This is a genomic window from Buttiauxella sp. 3AFRM03 (genome assembly GCF_003675305.1).
In the GTDB taxonomy this organism is placed as follows: domain Bacteria; phylum Pseudomonadota; class Gammaproteobacteria; order Enterobacterales; family Enterobacteriaceae; genus Buttiauxella; species Buttiauxella ferragutiae.
Genome location: NZ_CP033076.1, coordinates 4,257,968 through 4,270,854, shown reverse-complemented (window position 1 = coordinate 4,270,854; position 12,887 = coordinate 4,257,968). Strand labels below are relative to the sequence as shown.

Annotated in this window: 8 protein-coding genes; 2 read left to right on the top strand and 6 right to left on the bottom strand. The window is 52.6% G+C overall.

The annotated features are described in order from the left end of the window. Positions 1-164: 164 nt before the first annotated feature. Entirely contained in the window at positions 165-1,151 is a 987-nt protein-coding gene (locus D8682_RS21390) for an IS110 family transposase (RefSeq protein ID WP_121813607.1), read from the top strand. 35 nt (positions 1,152-1,186) lie between these two features. On the opposite strand, the gene glyA is transcribed toward D8682_RS21390, so the two are convergent. Beyond that, a complete protein-coding gene (gene glyA, locus D8682_RS21385; RefSeq protein WP_121815087.1) occupies positions 1,187-2,440 on the bottom strand; it encodes a serine hydroxymethyltransferase in 1,254 nt (417 codons plus the stop codon). A gap of 346 nt (positions 2,441-2,786) precedes the next feature. Here glyA and hmpA point away from each other — a divergent pair, with 346 nt between their 5' ends. Next, positions 2,787-3,977, top strand: a complete 1,191-nt coding sequence (gene hmpA, locus D8682_RS21380) for an NO-inducible flavohemoprotein (protein ID WP_121815086.1) — start codon at positions 2,787-2,789, stop codon at positions 3,975-3,977. Positions 3,978-4,075: 98 nt separating this feature from the next. Here hmpA and glnB read toward each other — a convergent pair whose 3' ends face one another. The 5 genes from glnB to purL all read right to left on the bottom strand — a co-directional run bounded on the left by glnB (position 4,076) and on the right by purL (position 12,841). After that, the gene (gene glnB / locus D8682_RS21375) at positions 4,076-4,414 is read right to left on the bottom strand and encodes a nitrogen regulatory protein P-II (protein ID WP_002438074.1); all 339 of its coding nucleotides are present in this window, start codon (positions 4,412-4,414) and stop codon (positions 4,076-4,078) included. Positions 4,415-4,463: 49 nt separating this feature from the next. Next, positions 4,464-5,801: a two-component system response regulator GlrR gene (gene glrR, locus D8682_RS21370; protein ID WP_064544391.1), complete on the bottom strand. Its 1,338-nt coding sequence runs from the start codon at positions 5,799-5,801 to the stop codon at positions 4,464-4,466. After that, positions 5,798-6,466: a two-component system QseEF-associated lipoprotein QseG gene (qseG, locus tag D8682_RS21365; protein WP_064544389.1), complete on the bottom strand. Its 669-nt coding sequence runs from the start codon at positions 6,464-6,466 to the stop codon at positions 5,798-5,800. Before qseG ends, glrR begins: the two co-directional genes overlap by 4 nt. Then, complete coding sequence (locus D8682_RS21360) at positions 6,463-7,899, bottom strand: sensor histidine kinase KdpD (RefSeq protein ID WP_202914406.1); 1,437 nt, start codon at positions 7,897-7,899, stop codon at positions 6,463-6,465. The genes qseG and D8682_RS21360 overlap by 4 nt, the downstream gene beginning before the upstream one ends. A gap of 1,054 nt (positions 7,900-8,953) precedes the next feature. Continuing rightward, a complete protein-coding gene (gene purL, locus D8682_RS21355; protein WP_121815085.1) occupies positions 8,954-12,841 on the bottom strand; it encodes a phosphoribosylformylglycinamidine synthase in 3,888 nt (1,295 codons plus the stop codon). Positions 12,842-12,887 lie beyond the last annotated feature (46 nt).

The following is a 12,887-nucleotide window of genomic DNA, read 5'->3' as shown; positions in this document are numbered from 1 at the left end:
CGGAGGAAGCTTGTATCCGACCTGAAGACCTCGATCTTCCGACGTAGCTTAAGCCCTCCGTTTCACCTTTCACGCCACTCAAAATCCGAACGGTAACCAGAAGCTCTGACTTCGCATGTACAAGGCTGGAATGGCGTGTTGGTTCACGTGGAAGGAGATGAAATATGGCTTTTCTCGGTGCTGATATCAGCAAAAATAAAATAGATGTCTGTCTGCTTGTTGCCGGTATTAAGGGTAAGAAAAAGCAGAAAGTCTTCACCAATGAACCCTGTGTGGCCCGCAAAATCATCGACTGGCTGGAGGCCCAAAAATGCGCCTCTGATAATATGACAGTCGTGATGGAAGCCACGGGTATCTACCATGAGAATCTGGCGTATGGGCTTCATGATGCGGGGATTTCTGTCTGCATGGCCAATCCATACCGTGTCCGTGAGTTTGCCTGCGGAATGGATATCCTCACGAAAAATGACACAGTGGACGCATTTGTGCTGGCCTGTTATGGCGAGCTGAAGCATCCCGATGCCTGGGTCCCACCGTCAGTTGAAGTCCGTAAACTCAGGGCGTTGTTGCGTCAGCGCGACGCGCTGAAAGAGGATGTGCAGAGGACGGCCAACCGGCTTGAAAAAGCGCATTCAACCTCGACACCACGGGAGGTCATAGGCTCACTGGAGCGGACACACGGCTGGCTGAGTGATGAACTGGAACGGATAGAAAAGCTCATTACTGACCACACAGATAACGACCCGGGACTGAAGGCCGATCTGGAGCTGCTGAAATCGATAAAATGTGTGAAGGAGCAGGTGGGACGGGAGATGCTGGCACTACTGAAAGACGGGACGTTCAAAAGTGCCTCGCAGGTGGCAGCGTATCTGGGAATAACACCGGTGGAGAGAGTGTCCGGCAGTTCGGTACGCGGGCGGGCACATATGTCAAAAACAGGCCCCTCAATAGTCAGAGCCAAACTGTATGTAGCAGCCCTGAGTGCAATCCGGTGGAATAAACCCGCGAAGGCGATATATGAAAGGCTGGTAGCGAAAGGTAAGGCGAAAAAAGCGGCGCTGGGTGCAGTGATGCGTAAGCTGGTACATATGTGCTTCGGCGTACTGAAAACCCGATTACCATGGGATGAAAATTATGCAGCTACCGCTTGACGTCCAAGACGGTAGCTACTCTTACAAGTCAGGGATTATGCGTAAACAGGCAAACGTGCGCAGATATCCAGAACTTTTTGCTTAGTGCGTTCGATAACCGCTTCGTCGTTGATGCTATCCAGCACATCACACATCCAGCCAGCCAGTTCACGAACGTCAGCTTCAGTGAAGCCACGACGAGTCACCGCAGGGGTACCGATACGGATACCGGAAGTCACAAACGGGCTCTTCGGATCGTTTGGTACGCTGTTCTTGTTGACGGTGATGTTCGCACGACCCAATGCAGCATCGGCTTCTTTACCGGTCAGGTTTTTATCAACCAAGTCCAGCAGGAACAGGTGGTTGTCAGTACCGCCAGACACCACTTTGTAGCCACGCTCCAGGAACACAGCAACCATCGCTTTCGCGTTTTTAGCCACTTGCTGCTGGTAAGTTTTGAACTCTGGCTCCATCGCTTCTTTCAGTGCGACAGCTTTACCCGCGATGACGTGCATCAGTGGGCCGCCCTGCGCGCCTGGGAATACTGCAGAGTTCAGTTTCTTGTACAGCTCTTCGCTGCCGCCTTTAGCGAGGATCAAACCACCGCGTGGGCCTGCCAGCGTTTTGTGCGTAGTGGTAGTCACAACGTGAGCGTGTGGAACCGGGTTCGGGTAAACGCCTGCGGCAATCAGACCCGCAACGTGTGCCATATCAACGAACAGTTTCGCGTCAACCATGTCGGCGATTTCACGCATTTTTGCCCAGTCAACCACACCAGAATAAGCAGAGAAACCACCGATGATCATTTTCGGTTTGTGTTCTTTGGCTTGTTTTTCCAGATCTGCGTAATCGATATGACCGGATTCATCGATGCCGTAAGGAACGATGTTGTACAGCTTGCCGGAGAAGTTTACCGGGGAGCCGTGAGTCAGGTGGCCGCCGTGCGCCAGGTTCATACCCAGAACGGTGTCGCCTGGTTCCAGCAGCGTGGTGTAGACCGCGAAGTTAGCCTGTGAACCTGAGTGCGGCTGCACGTTAGCGTAATCAGCGCCGAACAGCTCTTTTGCACGGTCGATAGCCAATTGCTCAACCACGTCAACATATTCGCAACCGCCGTAGTAGCGTTTGCCTGGGTAGCCTTCTGCATATTTGTTGGTTAACTGAGAACCCTGAGCCTGCATCACGCGCGGGCTGGTGTAGTTTTCGGAGGCGATCAGTTCAATGTGCTCTTCCTGACGTACTTTTTCTTGCTCCATAGCCTGCCACAGTTGGGCATCATAATCGGCAATGTTCATTTCACGCTTTAACATCCGCATCTCCTAAACTCAGCTAACAGTAAAAATTTACAGCAACGAGGGTGCCCTTTTGGGCGACGGGCAACAGTGTAAACCGAAACAGTGCTGGGTGATAGGCCTTGACAGAGGTTTTTACGCAAACGATTGGCTTGGCGTCCTGCAAGGGTTTGAAGGGGAAAGTGGCAAGCTATTTCAGCGGATATTAATTCATCATCAACATGCATAAATTTCACGTTCTGTGAGCCGAATCGACTCAGTCAGTATCCATTTACAATGTAGTGCTTTTTTTTTAGCGGAGAGTTTTATAAGATGCATTTTAAATGCACTATTAAATTTTAATGTCAGAAAATGGAGCTATACCATGCTTGATGCCCAGACTATCGCTGTTGTGAAATCCACCATTCCCCTGCTTGCAGCAACCGGCCCAAAACTTACCGCACACTTTTACGATCGTATGTTCAGCCATAACCCTGAGCTAAAAGAGATCTTCAATATGAGTAACCAGCGCAATGGCGATCAGCGTGAAGCGCTGTTTAATGCCATCTGTGCTTATGCGACGAATATTGAAAATCTGGCGGTGTTACTGCCTGCGGTAGAAAAAATCGCCCAGAAGCACACCAGCTTCCAGATTAAACCAGAGCAGTACGACATCGTCGGCGGCCACCTGTTAGCAACGCTGGATGAGCTGTTCAGCCCAGGCCAGGAAGTGCTGGATGCGTGGGGCAAGGCGTATGGTGTGCTGGCGGGTGTATTTATCAACCGTGAAGCGGAAATCTACCAGGATAACGCGGCGAAAAATGGCGGCTGGGAAGGCACGCGTGCTTTCCGCATTGTGGCAAAAGAGCCGCAAAGCCAGCTTATCACCAGTTTTGAATTTGCACCCGCGGATGGCAAACCGGTCGCGGATTATCAGCCTGGCCAATACCTCGGCGTGTGGCTGAAACCAGAAGGGTTCCCGCATCAGGAAATTCGCCAGTATTCACTGACCCGCAAGCCAGATGGTAAAAGCTATCGCATTGCGGTGAAACGTGAAGACCAGGGCCAGGTTTCAAGCTGGCTGCACAATTACGCACAAGTAGGCGATGAACTGCATCTTGCCGCTCCGGCGGGTGATTTCTTTATGAACGTCAACGCACAAACTCCAGTGACGTTGATTTCCGCAGGCGTCGGCCAGACCCCGATGCTGGCGATGCTGGATACGCTGGCGAAAAATGCCCATCACGCCCCCGTAAACTGGTTCCACGCCGCAGAGCATGGCGACGTGCATGCGTTTGCCGACGAAGTGAATGTGCTGGGTGCGCAGTTGCCACGTTTTGATAGCCACGTGTGGTACCGCACACCGAGCGCGGACTGCCGTGCACAGTCAAAATTCGATAGCGAAGGCTTGATGGATTTGGTTGCACTGGAGAGCAAAATCAATACGCCGGATATGCAGTTTTACCTATGCGGCCCGGTGAGCTTTATGCGTTTTGCAGCGGAGCAGTTAGTGACGTTGGGCGTTGAGCAGAGCCGAATTAACTATGAGTGTTTTGGCCCGCATAAGGTGATGTGATTTTCCCCTCACCCCGACCCTCTCCCCAAAGGGGCGAGGGAGAAAAGAAAATCCCCTCTCCTGAGGGAGAGGGTTAGGGTGAGGGCAAACGATGCGGATTAAATCGCGGCGTCGTCTTCTTCCCCAGTACGGATACGCACCACGCGCGCCACGTCAAAGACAAAGATTTTACCATCGCCGATTTTACCGGTTTGCGCGGTACGAATAATGGTGTCCACGCAGGTATCGACGATATCGTCGGTCACGACAATTTCAATTTTCACTTTCGGCAGGAAGTCCACCATGTACTCAGCACCACGGTACAGTTCGGTATGCCCTTTCTGACGACCAAAACCTTTAACTTCCGTGACCGTCATGCCGGTGATGCCAACTTCTGCCAGCGCTTCGCGCACGTCATCCAGTTTGAACGGTTTAATAATCGCATCAATTTTTTTCATAATTCTCTCTGTCATCCCGCACTTCGTCGATTGCTCAAACTACCACAGACTACTCTTTAAAGTCATTGGCATCGAGTTCATGCCGTGAGAGTAGTTTGTAGAATTCTGTCCGGTTACGCCCCGCGATGCGTGCCGCTTGAGTGACATTTCCCTTGGTCATTTGCAGCAATTTGCGCAGGTAATTCAGCTCAAACTGATTACGCGCTTCGACAAAAGTCGGCAGTGCGGTGTTTTCCCCTTCCAGCGCCTGTTGAACCAACGCTTCGCTGATAACCGGAGCGGAAGTCAGGGCCACGCACTGTTCAATCACGTTGACTAACTGGCGCACGTTACCCGGCCAGCTTGCTGCCATCAGGCGTTTCATGGCGTCGGTCGAGAAACTACGCACGAAAGGTTTATGGCGATCGGCTGATTGCCGTAACAGGTGATTTGCCAGCAACGGTACATCTTCGGCGCGTTCATGCAGTGCCGGGATCTTGAGACTCACCACATTCAGGCGATAGAACAAGTCTTCACGAAACTCGCCGCGCTCCATCGCTTTGGGTAAATCACGGTGAGTTGCCGACAGGATACGTACGTCGATATCGAGGTCGCGATTACTGCCCAATGGGCGCACTTTGCGTTCCTGCAACACACGTAACAATTTAACCTGTAACGGGATCGGCATATCGCCAATCTCATCAAGAAACAATGTCCCGCCTTCTGCCGCCTGGAACAGCCCTTCTCTGCTGCTGACTGCGCCGGTGAATGCGCCGCGTGAATGGCCGAACAGTTCAGATTCCAGCAATTGTTCCGGCAACGCGCCACAGTTAATGGCGATAAAGGCCTTTTTGCTGCGTGGGCTGGCGTTATGAATCGCCTGGGCGAGAATTTCTTTACCAGTACCGCTTTGCCCGTTAATCAGCACGCTAACATCAGACTGCGCGACCATGCGTGCTTGTTCCAGTAAACGCTGCATGACTGGGTTGCGGGTGACGATAGTATCGCGCCACATTTCATCTCCGGCGATGTGCGAGTGCGACAACGCATCGTCGATGGCTTTGTAGAGCGCGTCTTTATCAACGGGTTTGGTCAGGAAGCTAAAAACACCCTGCTGTGTGGCGGCAACCGCGTCAGGAATAGAGCCGTGGGCGGTCAAAATAATGACCGGCATCCCTGGCTGCACTTTCTGGATTTCGGCAAATAATGCCATCCCATCCATTTCATCCATTCGCAGATCGCTGATAACCAAGTCGATTTTTTCTCGACCCAACAGACGCAACCCCTCAGCACCACTTTCCGCGGTTGAGACGGTGTAACCTTCGCTGGTCAGACGCATGCCAAGAAGTTTTAGCAGACCAGGATCGTCATCAACCAACAGCAATCTGGCGGGTTTACGCTGTGTCATGGTTTCGCCTCCTGCGCGGGTTTGGTGTTGTCCGGTAGTTCGGCAACGGCCGGTTTACGGTTCGAAAGCTGGCGTTCAATATCCGTAAGGTTTTCCAGTTTCCGGGTGGTCAAACTTAACTGGCTTCTGAGCCGTTGCTGCTGCTCACGCAGCGTATCGAGTTCATTGTCTGAACTTTGCTGCAATTTGCTATAGCGCGAGCGTTCGTCAGAAAGCGCCAGTAGAGAAGCCTGGCCATCACGCCAGACCTGGAACAACGAACGCACTTGCGCCGGGACATCAGCGGTCATGGCATCCAACTTCGTCATGTAACGACGACGTTCAGTGGGGGAAATTTTGGCGTTAGAGAGCAAAATGCCGCGCTTGAAAGTGTCACGCCAGTTATCGGCCGGCCAGCGACGGGCTTCCGCTCGTGCTTCTGCGGGCGCTAAACGTTCAGAGCAATCCATCGCACGCAGCCAGTACAGCGGGTTGCTCATGGAATCCTGGCTTTGGTTTTGCCAGATATCATCACAATTCGTCGACAGGTAATCAGCCAGTTGTTGTTCTGGTTCTTCAACGTGTGGCGGGTGTTTAACATCTTTCGGTGCTGTGTTTTGTACACAACTCGCCAGCAACAAGGGCAGTAGCAATGCTGACAGCGGACTAAAAATCGTCACTTTCATTTTTTATTTTTCTCGGGAAATACAGGTAACTCGATCCGGAAGCAAACATCTGCCGTTTCATCGTCAATCAGGTGCAATTCGCCACGCATGCGACGAATACAATCCAGGGCAATACTCAGACCCAGACCGCTACCTTTTACCGCACCTTTACGCTGGTGGCTTCCCTGATAAAAAGGTACAAAAATCATCTCTCGCTCTGCAGCCGGAATGGGGTCGCCGGTATTCGCGACATCAATCAGTAGCATGTTTCCGACCTGCGAGCTTCGCAGATAAATGGTACCGGATTCAGACCCATAGTGCACCGCATTGGAATAGAGATTATCCAGCACACTGGCTAACAACATGGGTTCCGCGAGGCAAGCCTGCGGGCTAAAGTGGCACTCGGTACGCATCATTTTAGCCCGTGCTGGCAAACTGTGAGCGGCGATAATCACATCCATCAGCGGTTTGATCTCAACTTTTTCAAGTTCGACCGGAACATCCGCTAGTTTGCGGTTGTAATCCAGTAATTGCTCAATCAATTTTTGTAAGTGACGGCTACTATTATCGAGAATTTCTACCACTTCTTTTTGGTCGTTAGTCAGTGGCCCGACGACCTGGTCGGCAAGCAGTTCGGTGCCTTCACGCATACTGGCGAGTGGCGTTTTTAGTTCATGGGAAATATGGCGCAAAAATTCATGGCGCTGGGATTCGAGCCACGACAAGCGCTCGCTTAACCAGACAATCCGCTGCCCGACAGAACGCAGTTCGCGCGGCCCGCCTTTAAACAATACCGTATTGCCCAGTGAATGCCCTTCGCCAAGCAAATTAATCATCCGCTCAATGCCTTTTACCGGACCGATAATCATGCGCGTAAAGATCATTACCAACGCGAAACTCAACAGAAACAAAACCAGCGCCTGCCAGCCAAAGAATTGCCCGCGCTCGGCGATTTCTTGCTGAAGTTGTTGCCCACGGGAAAAGACCACCGCGCGTGTGGCTTGTACCATTTCGGCATTTTTGGTAGCGAAGGTTTCAAGGTGTGCAGAAGCGGCGACATCTGGCCCGCTATTTTTACATTGTATTTCGGCAAGATCGTTTAGCGACTGGCGTAGAGCGCTATAAAGTTGATTGTCCGGTAAAACCCCTTGATGGGCTTCTAGCATTTGCGCATAACGCTTACGCTGCCCTTGATAAAGCGTGGCAAGCGTGGCGTCATCCAGCACACAGTACTGCCGGTAGCTACGTTCCATTTCCAGCGCCACGTTCGTCATAGCCTGGCTACGACGGGCATCCACCAGCGTAGTGCGGTTGGTGAGTGCCGCTTGATCGCTAAGTGCGTTGAGGCTTTGCCAGGCTTGCCATGCCAGAACCAGCAGCGGCACCAACACCAACAAAAAAGCCATCATCACAAGCTGGCGTAAAGAGCGCGGGAAAAAATGCCACTGGTTCAATAGCTTCATCTCATTGGGATTGTGAATAATTCGATGCTAGCTGGGAATGGGGGGAGTTTAAAGTTCAGAAATGACAAAGGCAGAGAATAATCTCTGCCTTTGTTCTGAAATCAGGCGGTGCCTTACTCAACGTTTCGCCCGGAGCATGATAAAGCAGCACGAAGCTGGCAATAATCAAAAGTCGGACGGCAGGCACCTTGTGTGCGTCATTCTATGGTTTATGTAGCACTACCCTTGCGGGGGCTGACATAAGAAGGTGAATGAGCCACTGCGCAGTATTATGCAGTATGTGTGCCACATTTGCTACAAAATAGACAACTAAATGTTTTTATTATGTTTATTTGCAGTAATGCTTGTTTATGAATTTGTTTGTTTTTTGCACATGGTGTCGCTAATTTGCAACAATATTATTAATGAAAAATTAAACCACTTTAAATCAATAAGATAAATGTCTCCTTTAGGAGACATTCAGGGTGAGGTAGTGTCGGGGATTGGGGACATATTTGTTTGCCCTTACCCCGGCCCTCTCACACGGGAGCTGTCTCTTATACATACACAACTTACCCTGGCAATTTTGTCAGGGTAAGATCTGTTAGCCTCGCAGGTATTCCGTTCACCCGTGCGTTCAGCTATCTCTTTAATTCCTGAAAACGGTGAACGTATCAAGGTGTTAACGCCAACACCTTGATAATCCAGGCGCTCGGCAAATCAATCGCCGCTAAAGCGGTAAACACCGTTTTTTACCCTTCATTCGGGGTCGTTCGCGATTCGTTCCCGACGATCGCTCTCTCACGAGGTTCCCGACCACGTGCCCCCGACTGAAGGGCGAAAAACGGTGCGATTGAAGCCGGGAACAAGGTCAAAACCGGCCTGGTTTTTGACTTTGACCTTGAATTTCTGGTCCGGCTTAAATCGCCTCCATTTTGACTCCAGGTGGCAGGGTCCAGCCGTCGGGAGCGGCCCTCAAAGATGTGACTAAGAGACAGCCCCCAGGAGAGGGGGAAAGTCAAAGTCCCTTCTCCCTCAGGGAGAAGGTCAGGATGAGGGTGGTTAATTAACCCAGTTGCTTACGCGCATTGCGGAAAATACGCATCCACGGGCTATCTTCGCCCCACTCAGCAGGGTGCCAGGAGTTACTAACGGTACGGAACACGCGCTCCGGGTGTGGCATCATAATCGTGACGCGCCCGCTTTCGTTGGTGACCGCCGTGATGCCGTTTGGTGAACCGTTCGGGTTCGCCGGGTAGTTTTGTGTCACGTTGCCGAAGTTGTCGATAAAGCGCAGCGCCACCAGACCTTTGCTTTCGAGTGCCGCGAGATGTGCCGTATCGCGTACTTCAACATGCCCTTCACCGTGAGAAACCGCGATTGGCATGTGCGAGCCCACCATGCCTTGCAGCAGCAACGACGGGCTAGAAGTGACTTCCACCAGGCTGAAGCGCGCTTCAAAGCGGTCTGAATGGTTGCGCACAAAACGCGGCCACAGCTCGCTGCCCGGAATCAGTTCACGCAGGTTCGACATCATCTGGCAGCCGTTACACACGCCCAACGCCAGGGTTTGTGGACGGTGGAAGAAGGTTTCGAACTCATCACGCACGCGGGAGTTAAACAGAATGGACTTCGCCCAACCTTCGCCTGCGCCCAGTACGTCGCCGTAAGAGAAGCCACCACAAGCTACCAGCGCCTGGAAATCTTCCAGACCGCGACGGCCTGCCAGCAAGTCACTCATATGCACATCGATGGCATCAAAGCCCGCACGATGGAAGGCCGCAGCCATTTCAACGTGTGAGTTAACGCCCTGCTCACGCAGTACGGCAACTTTCGGGCGCGCACCCGTCGCGATAAACGGTGCTGCGATATCTTCTTTGATATCGAAGCTCAATTTAACGTTCAGGCCAGGATCGTTGTCATTGGCTTTCGCTTCATGTTCCTGATCGGCACACTCTGGGTTGTCGCGCAGACGCTGCATCTGCCAGGTGGTTTCTGCCCACCACATGCGAAGCGTCGTTCGGCTTTCGCTAAATACCGCGTGGCCGTCAGCCGTCAGCGTGAAACGGTCACCCGCCACGGCTTTACCGAGGAAGTGAACACAATCAGCCAGGCCATGCTCTGCCAGGGTTTTCTCAACCGCATCACGGTCAGCAGCTTTAACCTGAATCACTGCGCCCAACTCTTCGTTGAACAGTGCTGCCAGATGGTCTTTACCGAGGGTTGCGATGTCAGCTTCCACGCCGCAGTGACCCGCGAAGGCCATTTCGGCCAGTGTCACCAGCAGGCCGCCGTCAGAACGGTCGTGGTAGGCCAGCAATTTCTGCTCGGCAACCAACGCCTGAATCGCGTTAAAGAAGCCTTTCAGTTGTTCAGCACTGCGCACGTCCGCAGGTTTGTTGCCCAGTTGACGGTAAACCTGAGACAGCGCGGTAGCGCCCAATGCGTTGTGGCCTGCGCCTAAATCAATAAGCAATAAGGCATTATCTTCAGTTTGCAGTTGTGGCGTCACGGTACGACGAACATCTTCCACACGGGCAAATGCAGTAATAACCAGCGACAGCGGAGAAGTCATCTCACGCTGTTCGTTACCTTCCTGCCAGCGGGTTTTCATCGACATGGAGTCTTTGCCCACCGGAATAGTCAGGCCGAGCGTTGGGCAAAGTTCTTCACCCACGGCTTTCACGGCTTCGTAAAGACCGGCGTCTTCACCAGGGTGACCGGCTGCGGACATCCAGTTTGCCGAGAGCTTAATTCGGTTCAGCGCGCCAATTTGCGTCGCCGCAATGTTAGTCAGTGCTTCACCAACCGCCAGGCGACCTGATGCCGCAAAGTCCAGCAATGCAACTGGTGCGCGTTCGCCAAGAGACATCGCTTCACCGTAGTAGCTATCGAGGCTCGCGGTGGTGACCGCACAGTTAGCGACCGGAATCTGCCACGGCCCAACCATCTGGTCGCGAGCAACCATACCGGTTACCGAACGGTCGCCAATGGTGACCAGGAAGGTTTTTTCTGCCACGGTCGGCAAGTGCAGCACGCGATTGACCGCATCAGCAATGGTGATATTGCGGCAATCCAGCGCATCACCTGTTGCTTTCAGGGTTTCAACGTTACGTTCCATTTTTGGCGTTTTACCAAGCAGAACGTCCAGCGGCATATCAATCGGCTGGTTGTCGAAATGGCTATCGTTGAGTGTCAGATGTTTTTCTTCGGTGGCTTCACCAATGACGGCGTACGGCGCGCGTTCGCGGCGGCACAGTTCGTCAAACAGCGGCAACTGGTCTGGAGCAACCGCCAGGACATAACGTTCCTGGGATTCGTTACACCATACTTCCAGCGGGCTCATGCCCGGCTCGTCGTTCAGAATGTCACGTAGTTCGAAACGCCCACCACGCCCACCATCGCTCACCAGTTCTGGCATTGCGTTGGAGAGGCCACCCGCGCCGACATCATGAATAAACAGGATTGGGTTGGCATCGCCCAACTGCCAGCAACGGTCGATAACTTCCTGGCAACGACGTTCCATTTCTGGGTTGTCGCGCTGTACGGATGCAAAATCCAGATCCGCGTCAGACTGACCTGAAGCCATAGAAGAAGCAGCACCGCCACCCAAACCGATGTTCATGGATGGGCCACCGAGCACGATAAGTTTCGCGCCAACGGTGATTTCGCCCTTCTGAACGTGGTCAGCACGAATGTTGCCAATACCGCCCGCCAGCATAATTGGCTTGTGGTAACCGCGCAGTTCTACGCCGTTGTGGCTGTTGACTTGCTCTTCGTAAGTACGGAAGTAGCCCGTCAGCGCCGGACGACCAAATTCGTTGTTAAATGCCGCACCGCCCAATGGGCCGTCGGTCATAATATCCAGCGCCGTTACGATACGGTCTGGCTTGCCAAAATCTTCTTCCCACGGCTGCTCAAAGCCAGGAATACGCAAGTTGGAAACCGAGAAACCGACCAGACCGGCTTTAGGTTTAGCACCACGGCCTGTCGCACCTTCATCACGGATTTCGCCACCGGAACCGGTCGCCGCACCCGGCCATGGGGAAATAGCAGTTGGGTGGTTGTGGGTTTCGACTTTCATCAGGATGTGCGCATCTTCCTGGTGGTAGTCATAGCGGCCCGCTTCATGATCGGCAAAGAAACGCCCGACGACCGAACCTTCCATCACTGCGGCGTTATCTTTATAAGCCGATAACACGTAGTCCGGGGTTTTCTCAAAGGTGTTTTTAATCATTTTAAACAGCGATTTAGGCTGTTCTACGCCGTCAATAATCCAGTCGGCGTTGAAAATTTTGTGGCGGCAATGTTCGGAGTTAGCCTGCGCGAACATATACAGCTCGATATCGTTCGGGTTGCGCCCCAGTTTGCTAAACGCATCCTGCAAATAATCGATTTCGTCTTCTGCCAGTGCCAGACCCAGACGGATGTTAGCTTCAACCAGCGCTTCGCGACCTTGCGTTAACAGATCAACACTTTGCACTGGAGCAGGCTGATGTTGAGAGAACAGTTGCTGGGCATCATTGAGCGAGTCAAACACGCTTTCCATCATACGGTCATGCAGTAGTGCGGCAACTTGCTGGCGCTGTGCATCTGTCAGCGAGCTACCAGACACGTAATAAGCCACACCGCGTTCCAGACGCTTAACTTTGGCTAAATCGCAGTTATGGGCAATGTCAGTCGCTTTAGAGGACCAGGGTGAGATGGTACCAGGACGCGGCGTGACCAGAATCAGGTGGCCGGTCGGGGCGTGGTCGGCAAGGGTTGGACCATATTTCAACAACCGTTGCAGACGGGCTTGCTCATCAGCGCTCAGCGGCGCGTCAAGATCGGCAAAGTGAACATACTCGGCATAAATGTCGCTGACCGGAAGGTTGGCGTCATTAAAGCGGGCCAGTAATTTGTTAATACGAAATGCCGATAAAGCGGGCGAACCACGCAGAATTTCCATCATCAAAGATCTCTCGTCTTCGAAACGCCAGGGGGACGCTTCAGTGGGC